General features: G+C 63.5%; 15 protein-coding genes. 5 read left to right on the top strand and 10 right to left on the bottom strand.

Going from position 1 to position 18,135, the window contains the following annotated elements; all coding sequences use genetic code 11:
* The 8 genes from Q1V57_RS02605 to Q1V57_RS02570 form a co-directional block, all read right to left on the bottom strand.
* Nucleotides 1–1,590, bottom strand: a 1,590-nt coding sequence (locus Q1V57_RS02605) for a 3-hydroxyacyl-CoA dehydrogenase NAD-binding domain-containing protein (RefSeq protein ID WP_300527380.1), incomplete at its 3' end; no start/stop codon positions are given.
* Nucleotides 1,590–1,853, bottom strand: a complete 264-nt coding sequence (locus Q1V57_RS02600; RefSeq protein ID WP_300527378.1) for a hypothetical protein — start codon at nt 1,851–1,853, stop codon at nt 1,590–1,592. The genes Q1V57_RS02600 and Q1V57_RS02605, both read right to left, overlap by 1 nt.
* Before the next feature lie 3 nt (nt 1,854–1,856).
* Complete coding sequence (locus Q1V57_RS02595) at nt 1,857–3,062, bottom strand: acetyl-CoA C-acetyltransferase (protein WP_300527376.1); 1,206 nt, start codon at nt 3,060–3,062, stop codon at nt 1,857–1,859.
* On the bottom strand, nt 3,059–3,673 hold the full coding sequence (locus tag Q1V57_RS02590) for a DUF559 domain-containing protein (RefSeq protein ID WP_300527382.1): 615 nt from the start codon (nt 3,671–3,673) through the stop codon (nt 3,059–3,061). The genes Q1V57_RS02595 and Q1V57_RS02590 overlap by 4 nt, the downstream gene beginning before the upstream one ends.
* Nucleotides 3,673–4,266 carry an FMN-binding negative transcriptional regulator gene (locus Q1V57_RS02585; protein WP_300527375.1) on the bottom strand — a complete coding sequence of 198 codons (594 nt, stop codon included), beginning with the start codon at nt 4,264–4,266 and terminating at the stop codon, nt 3,673–3,675. Before Q1V57_RS02585 ends, Q1V57_RS02590 begins: the two co-directional genes overlap by 1 nt.
* A 100-nt stretch (nt 4,267–4,366) precedes the next feature.
* Nucleotides 4,367–5,533, bottom strand: a complete 1,167-nt coding sequence (locus tag Q1V57_RS02580) for an acyl-CoA dehydrogenase family protein (RefSeq protein WP_300527374.1) — start codon at nt 5,531–5,533, stop codon at nt 4,367–4,369.
* A 37-nt stretch (nt 5,534–5,570) separates the two neighbouring features.
* Nucleotides 5,571–7,358 (bottom strand): acyl-CoA dehydrogenase C-terminal domain-containing protein, encoded by a 1,788-nt coding sequence (locus Q1V57_RS02575; protein ID WP_300527372.1) that lies wholly within the window; start codon nt 7,356–7,358, stop codon nt 5,571–5,573.
* Nucleotides 7,359–7,411: 53 nt separating this feature from the next.
* Nucleotides 7,412–7,894, bottom strand: coding sequence for a MerR family DNA-binding transcriptional regulator (locus Q1V57_RS02570; RefSeq protein ID WP_300527371.1), 483 nt, complete (start codon nt 7,892–7,894; stop codon nt 7,412–7,414).
* 132 nt (nt 7,895–8,026) lie between these two features.
* Here Q1V57_RS02570 and Q1V57_RS02565 point away from each other — a divergent pair, with 132 nt between their 5' ends.
* The 5 genes from Q1V57_RS02565 to Q1V57_RS02545 all read left to right on the top strand — a co-directional run bounded on the left by Q1V57_RS02565 (nt 8,027) and on the right by Q1V57_RS02545 (nt 14,887).
* The gene (locus Q1V57_RS02565) at nt 8,027–9,553 is read left to right on the top strand and encodes a hypothetical protein (protein ID WP_300527369.1); all 1,527 of its coding nucleotides are present in this window, start codon (nt 8,027–8,029) and stop codon (nt 9,551–9,553) included.
* A 188-nt stretch (nt 9,554–9,741) separates the two neighbouring features.
* Nucleotides 9,742–12,738, top strand: a complete 2,997-nt coding sequence (locus Q1V57_RS02560; protein ID WP_300527367.1) for a peptidoglycan-binding protein — start codon at nt 9,742–9,744, stop codon at nt 12,736–12,738.
* Between the two features lie 6 nt (nt 12,739–12,744).
* Nucleotides 12,745–13,683, top strand: a complete 939-nt coding sequence (locus Q1V57_RS02555; protein WP_300527366.1) for a sulfite exporter TauE/SafE family protein — start codon at nt 12,745–12,747, stop codon at nt 13,681–13,683.
* Complete coding sequence (locus Q1V57_RS02550) at nt 13,683–14,420, top strand: TIGR02186 family protein (RefSeq protein ID WP_300527364.1); 738 nt, start codon at nt 13,683–13,685, stop codon at nt 14,418–14,420. The genes Q1V57_RS02555 and Q1V57_RS02550 overlap by 1 nt, the downstream gene beginning before the upstream one ends.
* Nucleotides 14,417–14,887, top strand: a complete 471-nt coding sequence (locus Q1V57_RS02545) for a DUF3429 domain-containing protein (protein WP_300527363.1) — start codon at nt 14,417–14,419, stop codon at nt 14,885–14,887. Before Q1V57_RS02550 ends, Q1V57_RS02545 begins: the two co-directional genes overlap by 4 nt.
* Here the strand turns inward: Q1V57_RS02545 and pdeM are convergent.
* Together pdeM and Q1V57_RS02535 are read right to left on the bottom strand one after the other, a co-directional pair.
* On the bottom strand, nt 14,866–15,585 hold the full coding sequence (pdeM, locus tag Q1V57_RS02540) for a ligase-associated DNA damage response endonuclease PdeM (protein ID WP_300527361.1): 720 nt from the start codon (nt 15,583–15,585) through the stop codon (nt 14,866–14,868). The genes Q1V57_RS02545 and pdeM overlap by 22 nt on opposite strands.
* 10 nt (nt 15,586–15,595) lie before the next feature.
* Complete coding sequence (locus tag Q1V57_RS02535; RefSeq protein ID WP_300527359.1) at nt 15,596–18,055, bottom strand: ligase-associated DNA damage response DEXH box helicase; 2,460 nt, start codon at nt 18,053–18,055, stop codon at nt 15,596–15,598.
* Nucleotides 18,056–18,135 lie beyond the last annotated feature (80 nt).

Raw genomic sequence — 18,135 nt, 5'->3', positions numbered from 1 at the left:
CGGCTTGATGCCTTCGGCCAGCATGTTCATGCCTTCGCCGATGAAGCGCATCACGCAACGGTTGGCGTAGAAGCCGCGCGTATCGGACACCACGATCGGGGTCTTCTTGATCTTGGTGACATAGTCGATGGCCCGCGACAGCGCGTAGTCACCGGTATTGTCGCCCATGATGATCTCGACCAGCATCATCTTCTCGACCGGCGAGAAGAAGTGGATGCCGATGAACTGGTCTTCACGCTTGGACGCCTTGGCCAGACCGGTAATCGGAATGGACGAGGTGTTGGAGGCAAAGACCGCATTCTCCGGAATGACGTCTTCCGCCATCTGGGTGATCTTGTTCTTCAGCTCGGAATTCTCGAACACCGCCTCGATGACGAGATCGACGTCGGAGAGCAGACCGTAATCGGTCGTCGCCGTGATGCGACCGGCAATGGCGTCAGCCTTTTCCTGAGAAAGCTTGCCGCGCTTCACACCCTTGTTGAAGTGATCCACCGCGTGCTGCTTGCCCTTGTCGGCGCCTTCCTGGTTGGCGTCGATGAGAACGACATCGATACCGGCCTGGGCCGACACCGTGGCGATACCCGCGCCCATGAACCCGGCACCGATGACCGCGATCTTGTTGACCTCGGCCTTCTGCTGGCTGGCCGGACGGCGGCCGCCCTTCTCCAGCGCCTGCTTGGAGAGGAAAAGCGAGCGGATCATGTTGCGGCTTTCCGGACGCATCAGCAGCTTGGTGAAATAGCGGCTTTCAATGCGCAGGCCCTGGTCGATGGAGACCTGGGCACCTTCATAGACGCAGGACAGGATGTAACGCTGGGCCGGGTAGTTGCCATAGGTGTTCTTGCGCAGCATCGGGGATGCGGCACCGAAGACCTGGGCGCCGGCCGGATGGTAGGGGCCACCGCCGGGGAATTTGAACTTGTCGCCATCCCAGGGCTGGGTTGCATTCATCGGGTCTTCCTTGACGAGTTCCTTCGCCTTGGAGACCAGCTCGGCCATCGGCACGACGGCGTGGGCAATGCCCAGCTGCTGTGCGGACGGGCCGTCATGCTGCTTGCCCTGCAGGAGGATCGGCGCAGCGTTCATGACACCGACGAGGCGCGGCAGGCGCTGGGTGCCGCCACCGCCCGGCAGAACGCCGACCATGGCTTCGGGAAGGCCGACCTTGGCTTTGGGATTATCCGACGGCATGACGCGGTAATGGCAGGCCATGGTGATCTCGAAACCACCACCCAGGGCCAGACCATTGATCGCCGCAGCGATCGGCTTGCCACAGGTTTCCAGCTCGCGCAGCGTCTTGTTCAGGCGATAGCACTGCTCGAAGAGTTTCGCCTTGCGCTCGTCCTCGGAGAGCTTTTCCAGATCGCCGGAACCGCCGCCGAGCTCGGACAGGTCTGCACCGGCACAGAAGGCCGACTTGCCCGAGGTCAGGACCACGCCTTTGACGGCGTCGTCGGATTTGATCTTGTCTGCCAGTTCCGCGAAGTCGGTCATGACGTCAGCGGAGATTACATTCATCGACTTGCCGGGGCTGTCGAAAGTGACGAGGGCAATGCCATCGCTGTCGAGTTCAAATGTGAAGTTTTTCATCAGGATTTCTCCTCATCGGACGACGTGTCGCCGTCCTGCTTTTTCTTTTTGATCTGCTCAAGACGTGCCACGCCGAAAGCGATGGACAGACCCAGCCCCATCGAGACTCCCAGGGAGATGCCAAGGGCGACATTATCCAGGGAGACACCGAGCGAGACGCCAATGGCGACCCCGAAGGGCAAACCGAGCGGGAGGCCTGCAACGAGCGGGTTCAGCTTGGTTGCCGGCTTGCCTGCATCATCTTTTCCGGGCGTGTCAGTCATCGCTTAAACGCGCTCGATGATCGTTGCCGTACCCATGCCGCCGCCGACGCAGAGCGTGGCCAGGGCGGTTTCCTTGCCGGAGCGCTCGAGCTCGTCGAGCACCGTGCCGAGGATGATCGCACCGGTCGCACCCAGCGGGTGACCCATGGCGATCGAGCCGCCGTTCACGTTCATGATGTCGTGGTCGATGTCATAGGCCTGCATCAGGCGCAGAACCACGGCCGCGAAGGCTTCGTTGAGCTCCCAGACGTCGATGTCCTTGGAGGACATGCCGGCTTTTTTGAGCACTTTCTCGGTCACCGGAACCGGCCCGGTGAGCATGATGGTCGGCTCGGAACCGACAGACGCCATCGCACGGATACGGGCGCGCGGCTTGAGACCGGCGCGCTCACCCGCTTCCTTGGAACCGACGAGAACCATGCCGGAGCCGTCCACGATACCGGAGGAGTTACCACCGGTGTGGACCCAGTTCATGTATTCCACTTCCGGATAGCGCTGGGTGGCCACCGCTTCGAAACCGACGAAATCGGACAGGTCCTTGAAGGCCGACTTCAACGAGCCGAGGCCCTGCATGTCGGTTTCCGGACGCATGTGCTCGTCATGGTCGAGAATGTTGAGGCCGAGCTGGTCCTTGACCGGCACGACGGTGTTCTTGAAGCGGCCTTCAGCCCAGGCGCGCGCGGCGCGCTTCTGGCTTTCCATGGCGTAGGCGTCGACATCATCGCGGGAGAAACCGTATTTGGTCGCGATCAGGTCAGCGGAAACACCTTGCGGCACGATGTAGTGGTCGAAGGAGATCTCCGGGTCCGAGCCCATGGCACCGCCATCAGAGCCCATCGGCACGCGCGACATGGCTTCCACACCGCCACCGATGGCCATGTCGGCCTCACCGGACATGACCTTGGCTGCAGCCACGTTCACGGCTTCCAGGCCGGAGGCGCAGAAACGGTTGAGCTGATAGCCGGCGGTGGTTTCGGCGTATTTGGCGTTCATCACGGCCGAACGGGAAATGTTCGAACCCTGCTCGCCCACCGGCGATACCACGCCCATGATCACATCATCGACCATCGCCGTGTCGAGCGAGTTGCGATCACGGATCGCTTCCAGCTGCTGCGTGGCCAGTTGCAGTGCGGTGATCTCGTTGAGGGCACCACCCTTTTTCTTGCCGCGCGGCGTACGCACAGCGTCGTAAATATATGCCTCGGTCATTTCTCGTCCTTTCCGCTTCGCGGGTTTAGATCCTTATCGACTTTCTTGTTGGCGGCTTGAGCCGCAGATTTGGAGCGTTGAAGCTCTGCGAGGGTGGCACCGATCCGGTCCATCACACCCTCAAGGTTCTCGTAAACATCAACATTGAAGACCCGCAGGACCTGCCAGCCCTCGGTTTCAAGAAACTGCGTCCGGCGCGCGTCATAAGCCGCATCGGTATGGGTATCACCATCGACTTCGATGATGAGCTTGAGCGGATTGCAGGCAAAGTCGGCGATAAACGGCCCGACCGGATGCTGGCGCCGGATGGGCAAGCCAAGCACCTGTTTGCGGCGCAAGTGCTGCCACAGGATTACCTCGGCATTAGTCATCCGTTTGCGCAGGGACCGCGCCCGTTTCATCGTCTTGTACTTGCGACGGTCAGGCTCCGACATCTTTCCCGCAAGCGGGGAAGTGGGCCGGCCGAAGGCCGGGTCGAAGGCCGGGTCGAAGGGGGTGAGCTTCAGCGAACGGCTATCCAGCTTCCGGGCTTTGCCCTTCAGCCCCTCCGGCGGCCTCGCCGCCACCTCCCCACTATCGCGGGGAGGATAAATATCGACATGCCCCACCATCACTCCCGGTCCTCCACCATATGGTAGGCGATGGCGTGTTCGCCGCGCTCATTGAGGGCTTCGGCGAGCTTCAATCGCTCGGACACGGATTTGTTCTGGGAGAGCTTGGCCTTGCCCTGGAGACGATGGATCTCCAGCTCGAAGGCCTGCAGGCCGGCTTCCAGCCGGGCCCGCTGCTTCTCGGGGATGTCGGTGATACGCCACTCGGCTTCAAAATCGGCGATCTGCGAGGACAGGGAGCGCTCGGCCTCCTCGCCCTCAAGCGGGATGAAGCGCCCGAAGGCGTGCACAGCGACATAATTCCAGGTCGGCACCTCGCGCGCCGGATTGGAGTACCAGGTCGGCGAGACATAGGCGTGCGGCCCGGTAAATACCGCCATCGCTTCCTGACCCGCCCGGATCGCCTCGGCAATCGGGTTATGGCGTGCAACATGTCCGATCAGCACATGGCGCTCATCGGACAGTTTCAACGGAATATGCGTCGCGGCCAGGTCCGGCATGCCGGGCGCAAGCACCAGCGCGAAATCATAGGACCGCATCAGCGATCGCATCTCCGCTTCGTCCTGCATCATAAAGTGCGGCGGGATATACATCAGGCCTGTTCCTAGATCGCCCGCTCACCGCCAAAACCGACGCAACCTAGCTCGATAGCCTGAGCGGTTGCGGCGGCGAAGGCGGTAAGCAGACTCATGATTAAAGCGTCCGTCCGATCAGAAGCTTCATGATCTCGTTGGTGCCGCCATAAATGCGCTGGACGCGGCTGTCGGTCCACATTTTGGCGATCGGGTATTCCTTCATATAGCCATACCCGCCGTGCAGCTGCACGCCTTCATCGATCACTTCATTTTGAGTATCGGAGACCCAGTATTTCGCCATCGAGGCGGTGGCCGGGTCGAGTTCACCCTTCATCAGGCGTTCCGAACAGTGATGCACGAAGACCTCGGCCAGGGTCGCCTTGGTCTTGCACTCGGCGAGCTTGAACTGGGTGTTCTGGAACTTGAACACGGCGCGGCCAAAGGCCTCGCGCTCCTTGGTGTATTTGATGGTCTCGTGCAGAGCACGCTTCATGGCACCGACGCCCTGGACGCCGATCTGCAGACGCTCCTGCGGCAATTGCTGCATCAGCTGGATGAAGCCCTGCCCCTCTTCCGGACCCAGTAGCGCATCCGCCGGTACCCAGACATCCTCAAAGAAGAGCTCGGCCGTGTCCTGGGCCTTCATACCGACTTTTTCCAGCAGGCGGCCGCGGCGGAAGCCTTCCACCTTGTCGGTCTCGACCATCAGGAGGGAGACACCGTCATAGCCCTTTTCCGGATCGGTCTTGCAGACGACGATGATGAAATTGGCCGAACCACCATTGGTGATGAAGGTCTTTTGGCCATTGATGCGATAGCCATTGCCGTCCTTCAAAGCCGTCGTCTTGACGCTCTGCAGGTCCGAACCGGTGCCCGGTTCCGACATGGCGATAGCACCGATCAGCTCACCGGAGATCATCCGCGGCAGGATGGACTTTTTCTGTTCTTCCGAGCCGTAATGAACCACGTAAGGCGCGATGATCGAATTATGCAGGCCGACACCCCAGCCGGCCGCACCGATCTCGGCGCCGGCGGTGTGGAAGACATATTCATGGCCCCAATCGCCACCGGCCCCACCATATTCCTCGGGAACGGAAGGACACAGAATTCCCGCCTCGCCGGCCTTGGCCCAGATCTCCCGATCGACCATGCCCTGCTCTTCCCAGCGCTCCGCATTGGGAACGCATTCTTTCTCCATGAAACCGCGGACACTGTCCTCGAAAATGACGACGTCCTCACGGGCCAAAAAGGCCGGACGCGGTACATTGAGCGGATCTTCAAACATGACCTTCCTCCCCAGGTGGTCGTTGCTACAGATTGACTTAGAAGGCCTCCGCCTCAAGCGCCATCATGCTGTCGGCGCCGGCTTTGACTTTGGCCAGATACATGTCGGCTTCCGGCACCCAGCGATCGAGGAAATAACGGCCCGTGGCGATTTTGGTCTTGTAGAACGGGTCGCTATCGCCTTCGGCGATCTTGGCGGCAGAGGTCTTGGCCATGACCGCCCACATATAGGTCAGGCAGGTCAGACCGAAGAGGTTGAGATAGTCGTGGCTGGCGGCACCGGCATGGTCGAAATTCTCCAGCGCGTTATTCATGAGCCAGTCGGTACCGTCTTTCAGCTTGCCCTTGCACTCGGCCACGGCATCGATGAAGGGCTTGACGGTCTCATCGCCGCCTTCAGCCACAAAGGTATCGAGTTCGTTGAAGAAGGTGGTGATCGGACGCATGCCGTTCATGGCGAGCTTGCGGCCGACCAGGTCGAGCGCCTGCACACCATTGGTGCCTTCATAGATCAGGGTGATGCGAGCATCGCGCAGAAGCTGGGACGCGCCCCACTCCTCGGTGAAGCCGGAACCGCCGTGCACCTGCAGACCGTTGGACACCATGTCATAGCCCTTGCCGGTCAGGTAGGACTTCACGATCGGGGTGAGGAGCGCCATGTAGTCGCCACCCTTCTCGCGGGCACCGGCATCATCGGACTTCTCTTCCAGATCGCCATGCAGCGCGGTCCACAGCGCAAAACAGCGCGCGCCTTCCACGAAGGCTTTCTGATCCATCAGCATGCGGCGCACATCCGGGTGCACGATGATCGGATCAGCCGGGCCATTGGGATTTTTCGGTCCGGTCAGCGAACGCCCCTGGACGCGATCCTTGGCAAAATCGAGCGATTGCTGGTAGGCGGCCTCGGCCAGGGCATAGCCCTGCAGGCCAACACCCAGACGCGCCTCATTCATCATGATAAACATGATTTTGAGGCCCTTGTTTTCCTCGCCCACTAGCCAGCCGGTGGCCTCGTCATAGTCCATCACGCAGGTGGCATTGCCGTGAATGCCCATCTTGTGTTCCAGACCGCCACACTTGAGCGAATTGCGCTCACCCGGATTACCGTCGGCATCGGGGATGAATTTCGGCACCACGAAAAGGGAGATACCCTTGACGCCTTCCGGCGCGCCTTCGATACGCGCAAGCACGAGGTGGACGATATTCTCCGCCATGTCGTGCTCGCCGGAAGAGATCCAGATCTTCTGGCCGGTGATCTTGTAGGAGCCGTCCGCCTGCGGCACAGCCTTGGTGCGCAAGAGGCCCAGATCGGTGCCGCAATGCGGCTCGGTCAGGTTCATCGTCCCGCCCCACTGGCAGGAGATCATCTTCGGCAGGTAAAGCTCTTTCTGCTCGTCGGAGCCGCCGGTGTGCAGGGCCGCAGCTGCGCCCAGCGTCAGGCCGGGATACATGCCGAACGCCATATTGGCCGAGGACACCATTTCGTTGACAGCGAGATTGAGCACGTGCGGCAGACCCTGACCGCCATAGGCGGGATCGGCGGACAGTGCCGTCCAGCCGGCTTCCGACATCTGATGGAAAGCTTCTTTCCAACCCGTCGGGGTTTTCACATTGCCGTCCTCATCGCGGGTGCAGCCTTCGACATCGCCGACCTTGGAGATCGGGGCCAGAACGCCTTCACAGAATTTCGCGCTCTCATCGAGAATGGCATCGATCGTGTCACCGTCGGCGTCAGAAAAGCCGGGCAGGTTGGAATACTGGGCCAGGTCGAGCACATCATGCAGGACGAATTGCTGGTCGCGGACAGGGGCGCGGTAAGCGGCCATGGTGAAGTCTCCAATTCATGTCGGGCACGGCGATGGCCGCCCCGGATCAGGTGTTAGCTGGTCGGCAGGCCGGTCCAGCCCTCAAGGCGGGCAGCGGCCAAGGCCTCGAAAGCCCGGGCTCGCCGTTTAACATCTTCGGACGGTTCGTTTTCGGCCACGCGGGCATTGAGCCAGTCGAGGCCGGACTGGATTTCCGCCAGCGCACGCTCCACGTCCTCACGCTGCTGTTCGAGCACGCGCTTGCGGCTCTGGAAACGCTCGAGCGCGGCCTGCAAAGTGGTGGAATTGCCGGCATCAATGAAATGCAGGTCGAGCATTTCCTTGATCTCGTCGAGCGCAAAACCGACGCGCTTGCCGCGCAGGATCAACTCAATGCGCGCCCGGTCGACGGCGGAATACACCCGCGCCGCACCGCGGCGGGTCGGATGGATCATGCCCTTTTGCTCATAAAACCGTAGCGTACGCGGGGTAATATCGAACTCCTGCGAGAGCTCGCGGATCGAAAATTCAGCGTCTGGGGGCACGGGCTTGACCATGGGTGAACTGTGTTCACATCTTTACGCGAACGTCAACGTAAAAAATGCCACTTCAGGCTCGGTTCAGCTGCGCTCGGGCGAAATCGGTTTCTCCCTCTTTTCTGATCCCGCTGAAGACGGCAAACTCCCCTCATGACCAGTTCATTTCGTGTAGTCTTTATCGCCGTCCTCGCTCTGGCTGGCCCTGCCGCCACAGCGCAACCGGGCGAGCCCGACCCGTTTGCGATCTTCTCGCCGCAGCCTTTCCAGGCGCAGGCGGAAGAACAGGCACTTCCGGACCGGCCCGCGGCGCTACACCTTGATGCCGCCGCCTACAACGAACACCGCGCCCCGCAGACCCGTGACGCGCTGGTCACCCGCTGGCAGGTCGAGCAGTTCGATCTCGAGGGCAACCGCCTAGGCTCTGCCGCCCGCGACCTGGTCCTGGGTGATCGCTATGTCCATGATCGCGATGATGGCGCGGGCAAGGTCTATGATTTCGCCACCGGCCGGATTTTGACCTTCAGCGAAAACGGCGTGCTCAACCGCCCGATTGCCGGCCATGTGCACCGGCAGATGGATACCTATAACCGCTTCACCGCTGGCGGTACGCGCGACGAAATTGCCGGACCCGGCGGCGCCGTTTTCGAACGCTTCTGGATCGAAAGCGCCATGGGCGTGCGCATCAACCCGGCCATCCTCGAGCCACGCCAGCTGGACAGCGGCCGCATGGAAGCGCCACGCACCCCCGATGGCCCACCCATATTCAGCTGGATGCCGTCCGAGACGGGCACGCCGGAGCAGATCGATCTGCTGCGCCGCTGGATGCGCCACACCCTGCCCATACACCAGGACGTGCTCGACCCGTTCGCGCAGGCGGCACACCTGCCGCAGAGTTTTGAATTCCTCGTCTTCAGCCCCTCCAGCCCGGACGGCCGGCGCGAGCGCTGGACCCTGCAGGACAGCATCCCCGTAGCCCGCGACTTCCCCTGGACCAGCGAAGCGCAGGCACCGGCGGCAGCCTATAGCGCCTCGGCCGAACCGCTGACCCGCATGCTGGAGACCGGCATCGCCGCCGCGGCTGTACCAGAGGATGCTCCCTCAGAGGGCGACTTCCTGCGTTTTGCGCAATATTTTGCCCAGGGCGGCGATCTGCCCGGGCGCTATCTCAGCCTGGTCCAGGCCTCGCATCATTTCGGCGCCTGTACGCCCAGCGAATCGGTCTCGGAAATCTGCCGCATGACCAGCGGTAGCCTGGCCTCGGGTCTGGGCAATCAGGAGTTTGAACGCCTCAGCGCGGCGGTGAATGGCGGCCTCGGCAATGCCGAAACCATGTTGGACACCCTCACCCCTTACCGCTCCCGCGGCGATCACGCCGGTGCAGCTGCCAACCTGCTCAGCGCCCAAGCCTATGCCGTGCGCGGCAACCGCTATGACGTGCAGGCGCTTGAGGCCTTTGCCCGCGCCGCCGAGCTCGACCCGCATGCCCCGCTGACCTATTGGCACGCGGGCCGCTTCGCCGCCAGCCGCGGCGATATTGAAACCGCCTGGCTGTTGTTTGACATCGCCCAGTCGCTGCGCGCAGCGACCGCCGACACCGCCTTGCGCGACGCCGCGGCGCTGGAGCAGCGCCTGAGAGCCGTTTCACCGGACTTCTTCGCTCCGGATGCAGACGGTTAACGAAGTTATCAACAGATTTTACGGCGCATTAACCGAGTCGATGCCCTGTCTAGACTCAGGATTTCGGCCATCGCGGCCGGTTTCATGAATTTGGGTGTGGAAACACCACATCTTGTGCGTGGGCACTTGGTTTACACTAAATTAACCGCCCGATAGCGTCGGACGGATAAGCAGAGCGAGCGATTCGCATGTCGGCTGGAGGGCCTTGGAGCGTTAAAGGAATCGACCCCCGTGCACGTGCGCGGGCGAAGACGGCTGCGCGCAAGGAAGGCGTCACGCTCGGCGAATGGCTCAATCGCGTCATCATGGATGACAGCACGCCCGGCCAACCGGTCTGGGACGATGCGCTGGAAGGATTCCCCGGTTTTTCCGGCGGCGCTGCCAATGATGAGGAAGACCGGCTGCTGCGCGCCATGATCAACCGCCTGGCGCAGCGCATCCAGGACAATGAAACCGCATCTTCGAAAACGCTGTCCGATCTCGACCGCGCCATCAACCAGCTCGCCAGCTCGGTGATGCGCTCGACGGAGAAGCAAAGCGCCAAGCTGGCCGAGCGCGACGAGACCGCCAAATCCCTCGCCGGACAGCAAGCCGCGATTGCAGACCGGCTGCGCAGCCTGGAAAGCAAGCTGGAGAGCGGCAGCGGCGGCAATACCAAGGCGGTTGAGGCGGCCGTGATGAAACTCGCCCGCCGGCTCTATGAGCACGAGAACGACATCGCCGCCCGGCTGCATGAGCAGGATGAGGCCCGGGCAGAAGCCGAGCATCAGCGCCAGCGGCTCGAAACGCTGGAGCACCGGGCCAATGGCCTGGCCGAATTTGCGCAGCGCGTGGAAAATTCCGAGCGCGGCACGAATGACACCACCCGCACGCTTGAAACGGCCTTTGCCCGCCTTGATGAACGCCTGCGTGCCCTGGAAACCCGTAATTCCTCAGACACGGTCGAACTGGAGCGGCGTTTCGATCGCATGAGTGATGACGTCGCCCGTATCATCGGCGACATCAAATCCGAGCAGGCGTCCAATACCGGCCGTATCGACGAAACCGAACGCCGCCAGGCCGACAGCCTGTCCCGCCTCGGTGACGAGATTTCCCGTCTGGCCCAGGCCATTGATCAGCGCCTGAGTGAAAGCGAACGCCGCGCCGAGACGGCTCGCCGCGACCGCCGCTCCGAAGAGGCTCTGAATTCGCGCATCGATACGGTGCGGCAGGAAAACCGCGAGAATATGCGCCGCATGGGCGAGGAAGTGACCCGCCTGGGGCGCTCCCTGGCCGAGCGCATTTCCCGGTCAGAGGAACAATCGGCCCATGCGGTCGAGGCGGCCACGTCGAAAATGACCGAGGCGCTGGAGCGCTTTGAAAAGACCCAGCCCGAGCGCGAAGCCGAGCTCGACCAGCGCCTGCGCGACAGCGAAGAACGTACGGTCCAGCGGATTGAAACCGCGCTTGGCGGCGTGCAGGTAAAGCTCGAGGCGGTCAAAGCTGACACCGAAGACGCTCTCAGCCCGGTCCAGCGCGCCATGACGGCTCTGGCCGACCGGTTGGAGAAGATTGAACAGCGCGGCAGCACGCCCTCCCGCCCGGCGCGCCGCACCTCCAGTGTCCCGCAGGGCACGACTGAAGTCGCGGCCGAGGAGATCAGCCGTCCGCTTGGCCCGCCGCCGCAGGCGGAAGTGCCCACCAGCCAGTTTGACGCCGGCAAGACCGACCCCTTCCTGGCCGCGCCGGGACCGGCTGCTCCGGCCCAGCCCGCCCCGGTTCAGACCTCAGTTCAGGCAGCGTCAGCGCCGCGTATGCGCCAGCCCCAGCCTGCTCCGGCCGCACACACTCTGACCCAACCGGCCATGACGCCGGCCCAGGGTGCGAGCGCTGATGGTGATTTCCTCGCCGCCGCCCGTGAACGCACCCGCACGGCGCAGCCCTCGCCCTATGAGCGCGAGAACCGGTCCGGCCGTTTCAGCCGTGCAACCCTGATCGCCATTCCCCTGGTAGCCCTGACCATGCTGGCCGGCGCGGGCACGATCCTGGTCTGGGATGCCATTCAGGGCAATCCGCAGCAGACCATCGCGGACAGCGGCGGGCGCGATTTTGCGGCCCAGATCGAAGCCGGCCTGGCTGATCCTGCGGCCCCCGCACCCCAGCGACAGGCGCAAGCAACACAAGGCGCAGCGGCTGAAACCTCGCCTCCACCGCAGACCAGCGCCGTGCCGGTCGAAGCCAGCACAGTCACAGACGCACCGGCTGAGCCGCCCCGCAATATGGTCGCCGATGCCGGCGCCACGATCATGCCGTCGACCAGCGAAACCGCCACGGAAACGCGCCGGGAAGAGCCGGCCCCGGCGGCCCGCACGTCGACACCGCCCCAGCAACGCTCGACCCGCACCACACTGGAGAGCGCAGCGCTCGACGGCAATGCCGTGGCCCGCTACCAGCTCGGCCTGCAACTGCTCGAAGGCGGCGATGCTGCTTCGGCCGCGGCCTTGCTGCTGGCCTCCGCTGAACAGGGCGTGCCGGCAGCGCAATACCGCTACGCCAAGCTGCTGGAAACCGGCGAAGGTGTCGAGATTGACCTGGAGGCCGCGCGTCGCTGGACCGAGCGCGCCGCCAATGCCGGCCATCGCCGGGCCATGCATAATCTCGCCGTGATGCACTATTACGGCACCGGCACGGCGCGCGATTTCGAAACCGCAGCCCGCTGGTTCCAGGAAGCCGCGCTGATGGGTCTGCGCGACAGCCAGTTCAACCTGGCGCTCCTGTTTGAAAGCGGACAGGGCGTGCCGCTGTCCCTGGCCGACGCCTTTACCTGGTTCCTGATCTCGGCCAGCGAGAATGATCCGACCGCGGCCGAACGCGCCCGCCTGCTCCAGGCCCAGCTACCGCCCGAGGCGGTTACCGAAGCGCGCGGCATCGCCGCCGGCTTTACGCCGCGACCGATCGATGCCGAGGCCAATGGCCTGTATCAGAACCAGCCCTGGGACCGGACAATCAGCGCCGCGAGCGAAGATGTTGAGCGGGCTCAGGGATTTCTTTCAGTTCTGGGTTACACACCCGGCCCGATCGATGGCATGATCGGCGCGCAAACGCGTGAGGCCATCATGGCATTCGAAGCCGCTCAGGGCCTTCCCCGAACCGGGCGTGTCGATGCGGTTCTTCTGGACCGGCTCGAGCGCGCCGTGTCGGGCTAGGGGCCGGTGCAGATCTATCTGCCGATCGCCGAACTCTCGGTGAACATCTTTCTATTGCTTGGACTTGGCGCCGGGGTCGGATTCCTGTCCGGCATGTTCGGCGTTGGCGGTGGCTTCCTGATGACGCCGCTGCTGATCTTTATCGGCGTCCCCCCGGCGGTCGCGGTCTCGACCGAGGCCAACCAGATTGTCGCCTCCTCGGCTTCGGGCGCCCTGGCCCATTGGCGGCGACGCACGCTGGATCCGAAAATGGGGCTGTTATTGCTCGCCGGCGGCTCAGCCGGGTCGATATTCGGCGTCCAGCTCTTCACCTTTTTGCGCAGCCTCGGCCAGATCGATCTCATCATTTCGCTTTGCTATGTCGGCTTTCTCGGCACGATTGGCGGGCTGATGATGTATGAGAGCGCGCGCACCATCATGCGCAGCCGCCAGCCCGAGGCCCGTCGTGAAGGCGGTATGGGCAAGCGCAAGAAACGCGGCTGGATCGACACCCTGCCCTTCAAGATGCGCTTCCCGCGCTCAGGGCTCTACATCTCCGTCATCCCGCCCGTTGCCATCGGGTTTTTCGTCGGCACGCTGGCCGCGATCATGGGGGTGGGCGGTGGCTTCGTCATGGTTCCGGCCATGATCTACATCCTGCGCATGCCGACCAATGTCGTGGTGGGCACCTCGCTGTTCCAGATCCTTTTTGTCACCGCCCTGACCACTTTCCTGCAGGCGACGCAGAACCAGACCGTTGATATCGTCCTGGCCATGCTGCTGACCGTGGGCGGCGTCATCGGGGCCCAGTTCGGCGCCCGCGCCGGCCGCCATGTGAAGGCCGAGGAGCTGCGCGCCCTGCTCGCCGCCATGGTGCTCGCGGTCTGCCTCAAACTGGGCTGGGACCTGGTCGTCACCCCGGCTGACATGTTCGAGGTCCTGCCGGTCGGGATGGAGGGCGAATAATGCTGCTGGCCGCACTTCTTGCCCTCAGCCTGCAACAGCCCTTCGCGACCGAGGCGCCCAGTATCATGGGCGCGCTGACCCAGGAGACGGTGGAGATCCGCGAGGATTTCGCCGGCACCGAGCTGGTGCTTTACGGCGCTACCCGCGGGCTCACCATCCAGGATGAGATCGTCGTCGTGCTGCGCGGCCCGGAACAGGATTTGCGCGTCATGCGCAAGACCCGCAGTTTTGGCATCTGGGTCAATGGCTCGGCCCGGGAGTTTGCCGCCGTGCCGAGCTATTACGCCATCGCCTCGAGCCGGCCGCTGGACGAAATCGCCTCGGACGAAGCGCTAGTGCGCAATCGCATCGGCCTTGACCACTTGCTGACCCGGCCGGGCGAAACCCCGGTTGCGGACATGCTCGATTACCGCAAGGCCGTCGAGCGCGCCGGCGCACGCGAAGACCTCTATGCCAGCGCACCGCGCGGGGTGGAGGTTCTTGACGGCGGCCTGTTCCGCGCCACGCTGGCCCTGCCGCCCTCAACCCCGGTCGGCAATTACACCGCAGAAGTCTACCTGTTCCGCGATGGCCGGCCGGTGGCCAGCCGTTCAACCAGCCTGCGGGTCGAGAAAGCGGGGCTTGAGCGCCTGATCTACGAATTCGCCCACGGCCTGCCCATGCTGTACGGACTGTTCTGCGTTGTCCTCGCCATGCTTGCCGGATGGGCCGGGGCTGCCATATTCGCTCGTCGATGAGCACGAAAACCCTACCCGCCTCCGCCCTTCTCCTCGGCATCGCCGGCTGGATCCCGTTCTGGATTCCCGTGGCATTGTCTGCGCATGCCCTCCTCACCGGGCGCAGCGCTGCCGCCGAGGAATGGATGTTTACCGTCTATGCCGGTCTGATCCTGAGCTTTCTCGGCGGGGTGCGATGGGGGCGCGAGATCATGGCGCGCGACGTGCCGGACCTGGCCGTGCTCTCAGCCTCGGTGGCCCCGAGCGTGCTCGGTCTGATGGGCGCGCTGATCCACTGGGCCGGACACCCGTACTTCGCCTGGATGCTCCTGGCCATCAGCCTTCTGGTGATGATGGCCTGGGACCGTCAGGCGGCGGCCCGCGGCGAGTTACCGGCCTGGTTCGGACGCTTGCGCCTGATCCTGACCCTCGGCGCGGTCGGCTCCGCCATCGCCATGATCCTGCTTTATCTGCTGGCGCGCAGCTGAGCCCTGTCGGGCACGCAATTGCGCGCGCCGATGGTGTGTACGGCATCGCGCCCCATGACCAGTGCGTCCGGCACCCGCCCGAAACAGGCCAGAAATGCCTCGTCACAGATATTCAGCCCGCCGGTATAGGCCCCGAAGGCCGGCATGATCAGGCGATGGCCGTCGGTGGCGAAACAGCGCCGGCGCACCGCCCGGCCACGCCCACGCACCTTGGCGCACGGGTGTAAATGCCCGGCGATTTCGCCGCGAGCCGTCGCTTCGAGCGGTTCATGGCGCAAGACCAGATCGCCCAGGGACAGCGTATGTGCGGTGCGTCCACCCAGCTCTTCCGGGGGCTGCGGGTCGTGATTGCCCTCGATCCAGACCCAGTCGTCGATCGCCGCAACCATTGCCTTGATGGCCGCGATATCGTCGCCCGCCATGCGCCCGGCGGCACCGAGATCGTGGAAGCTGTCGCCGAGCGCGATCACCCGCTCCGGCGCGTGACGGTCTATTGCAGCGGCCAGGCGTTTCAGCGTGGCCCGGGTATCATAGGGCGGCAGCATCTGGCCGCCGGCGGCATAGGCCGACCCCTTCTCGAAATGCAGATCGGAGACAATCAGGCTTGCCTCGCCCGGCACCACGAGCACGCCCTCGGCATCGGCCAGCACACGGGTACCGGCAAGATCGAAGCTGATGATTTCCGGTCGGTCGGTCACAAACGGGGCCTTAGGTCAGCGCTTCCATGATCAAAGCCTCGGAAGCGTCTTCGAGAATGCTCTCCTGCGCTTCACCATAAACCGGCTCCTTGCCGACTTCGAGCATGACCGGCACTGCCAGCGGCGAAATCCGCTCCAGCGGTTTGTGGATGATACCGCCTTTTACCCGCGCCAGCGCCTGACCGAGACGGCGCACATCCAGAAGTCCGGTAGCCGCATCGGCCCAGGCCGCCTGCAACAGTACATGATCGGGCTCATGCTCACGCAGAACATTATAGATGAGGTCGGTCGAGAAGGTGACTTGGCGGCCGGTCTTTTCCTGCCCCGGAAAGCGCCGCTCGATCAGGCCGGCGATCAGCGCGCAATTGCGGAAGGTGCGCTTCATCAGATCGCTTTCGGCAAGCCAGGCGTCGAGATCATCGCCCATCATCTCCTCACCGAACAGGGCATCGAAATCGAGCCCGGACATGTCGCGCAGCCCCCAGACCGCAAGGGCGTATTCATTGGCCACAAACCCCATCGGACGCATGCGCAGGCGTTCCAGCCGGCGCGTGATCAGCATGCCCAGCGTCTGGTGCGCCAGCCGTCCTTCGAACGGGTAGCAGCAGAGATAAAATTTATCCGACCGCGGGAAGGTCTCGACCAAAAGGCCATTGGCCGGCGGCAGCATGGACTTTTCCTGCTGCAACGACAGCCAGTCCTGAACCTGTTCGGGCAGTTTCGACCACTCTCCGGGATTCTGCACCAGAGCGCGGACGCGCTGAGCGAGATAGGTGGAGAGCGGAAACTTGCCGCCCTGATAGGAGGGAATTTTCGGCTCGGGGTCGCTGGACCGGGTGACCCGCGCGGTCATGTCCTCAATGGCCTCGAATTTGAGCACCTGGCCAGCAAACAGGAAGGTGTCACCGGGCACGAGTTGTTCGACGAACCATTCCTCGATCTGCCCGAGCCGCCGCCCGCCACGTCCGCGCGCAGAAATCACGACATCCAGCATCGGCGCTTCCACAATGGTGCCGACATTCATCCGGTGGCGCTGGGCGATCTGCGGCGAGCGCGCCCGCCAGAGCTCATCCTTGCCCTGGACCATGCGGCGAAACCGGTCATAGCTCTGCAGCGCATAGCCACCAGTGGAGGCGAAGGCCATGACCTTGTCGAACAGCTCCCGGTCGATATGGGCATAGGGTGTGGCCGAGCGGATTTCCTCGAACAGCGTGGCGGCGGCCACCGGTTCGCCGCAGGACCGGCCCATCACGTGCTGGGCGAGAACATCAAGCGCACCAGCGCTCAAGGGCTCGCCATCGAGGGCATTGAGCGCCACCGCATCGCGCGCCGCCTCGCATTCCAGATGCTCGAACCGGTTGGTCGGGGCCAGCAAGGCGCGCGAGGGCGCATCGAGACGGTGATTGGCACGGCCCAGGCGCTGGATCAGGCGCGAGGAGCCCTTCGGCGCCCCCATCTGGATGACCAGGTCGACATCGCCCCAGTCAATGCCGAGATCGAGCGTCGAGGTACACACCACGGCCTTCAGCGCTCCCTTGGCCATCGCCGCTTCGACCTTGCGTCTTTGCTCCGGCGCCAGCGAACCGTGATGCAGGGCGATGGGGAGATTATCGTTGTTGAGGTGCCAGAGGTCCTGGAATGTGGTTTCAGCCTGGGAACGGGTGTTGACGAAAACCAGCGTCATCCGGGCCGACTTGATGCGCTGATAGATCTCGGCCAGCGCATGGCGTCCGGAATGCCCTGCCCAGGGGATGCGTTCGACCGGGTCGAGGATCTCCACCTCAGGGCGCGCACCGGCATCGCCGCGGACAATGCGCGCGAAGACATCATCATCGCCCACCGCTTGCGCCCGCAGCCAGCGCGCCAGGCCCTGCTCATCGGCGACCGTCGCAGACAGACCGGCCCGCCGGGCATCCGGAGCCCAGCGGGAAATGGCTGCCAGGCCGAGGCTCAGAAGATCGCCGCGCTTTTGCGGCGCGATGGCATGCACCTCATCGATAATGACGCGCTTGAGGTCCGCGAAGAAGGCCTCCGCGTTCGCCGTCGCGCAGAACAGGGCCAGCTGTTCCGGTGTGGTCAGCAGGATATCGGGCGGATGCGCGCGCTGGCGCTGGCGCTTGGAGGCCGAGGTGTCGCCGGTGCGGGTCTCGATGCGCAGATCCAGTCCCATTTCCTCGACCGGGATCATCAGATTACGCGCGACATCGACGGACAGAGCCTTGAGCGGCGAGATGTAGAGCGTGTGCAGGCGATGCGGCCTCTGGGCCGGGGCCTCGCTCACAATCGCCTCAAGATCGATCAGGCTGGGTAGGAACCCACCCAGCGTCTTGCCACCGCCGGTCGGGGCGATCAGCAGCGTGTCCTCGCCCGCCTGCGCCGCTTCAATCATCTCCAGCTGATGCGATCGCGGCTGCCAGCCCCGGCTGTCAAACCAGGCCTGGAACCGATCGGGCAAGCGCGTGTCACTCATCCCTCTTCACATACAAGCCGGATGCCCGCGGTCAAAGCGGCATGATGGCAAATCCACAAGCTGAAGAGGGACAATTCAAA

Source organism: Maricaulis sp., from assembly GCF_030149425.1.
Taxonomy (GTDB): Bacteria; Pseudomonadota; Alphaproteobacteria; order Caulobacterales; family Maricaulaceae; genus Maricaulis.
Note: the sequence above shows the minus strand (reverse complement) of the source record. Positions and strands in the feature narration are given on the sequence as shown.

What these genes read in the sequence shown, in the direction of transcription:
- Q1V57_RS02560 (WP_300527367.1), top strand. Translation starts at nt 9,742, where the DNA reads ATGTCGGCTGGAGGGCCTTGGAGCGTTAAAGGAATCGACCCCCGTGCA.
- Q1V57_RS02600 (WP_300527378.1), bottom strand. Translation starts at nt 1,853, where the DNA reads ATGACTGACACGCCCGGAAAAGATGATGCAGGCAAGCCGGCAACCAAG.
- Q1V57_RS02590 (WP_300527382.1), bottom strand. Translation starts at nt 3,673, where the DNA reads ATGGTGGGGCATGTCGATATTTATCCTCCCCGCGATAGTGGGGAGGTG.
- Q1V57_RS02550 (WP_300527364.1), top strand. Translation starts at nt 13,683, where the DNA reads ATGCTGCTGGCCGCACTTCTTGCCCTCAGCCTGCAACAGCCCTTCGCG.
- Q1V57_RS02575 (WP_300527372.1), bottom strand. Translation starts at nt 7,358, where the DNA reads ATGGCCGCTTACCGCGCCCCTGTCCGCGACCAGCAATTCGTCCTGCAT.
- Q1V57_RS02585 (WP_300527375.1), bottom strand. Translation starts at nt 4,266, where the DNA reads ATGTATATCCCGCCGCACTTTATGATGCAGGACGAAGCGGAGATGCGA.
- Q1V57_RS02565 (WP_300527369.1), top strand. Translation starts at nt 8,027, where the DNA reads ATGACCAGTTCATTTCGTGTAGTCTTTATCGCCGTCCTCGCTCTGGCT.
- Q1V57_RS02545 (WP_300527363.1), top strand. Translation starts at nt 14,417, where the DNA reads ATGAGCACGAAAACCCTACCCGCCTCCGCCCTTCTCCTCGGCATCGCC.
- Q1V57_RS02570 (WP_300527371.1), bottom strand. Translation starts at nt 7,894, where the DNA reads ATGGTCAAGCCCGTGCCCCCAGACGCTGAATTTTCGATCCGCGAGCTC.
- Q1V57_RS02535 (WP_300527359.1), bottom strand. Translation starts at nt 18,055, where the DNA reads ATGAGTGACACGCGCTTGCCCGATCGGTTCCAGGCCTGGTTTGACAGC.
- Q1V57_RS02580 (WP_300527374.1), bottom strand. Translation starts at nt 5,533, where the DNA reads ATGTTTGAAGATCCGCTCAATGTACCGCGTCCGGCCTTTTTGGCCCGT.
- Q1V57_RS02595 (WP_300527376.1), bottom strand. Translation starts at nt 3,062, where the DNA reads ATGACCGAGGCATATATTTACGACGCTGTGCGTACGCCGCGCGGCAAG.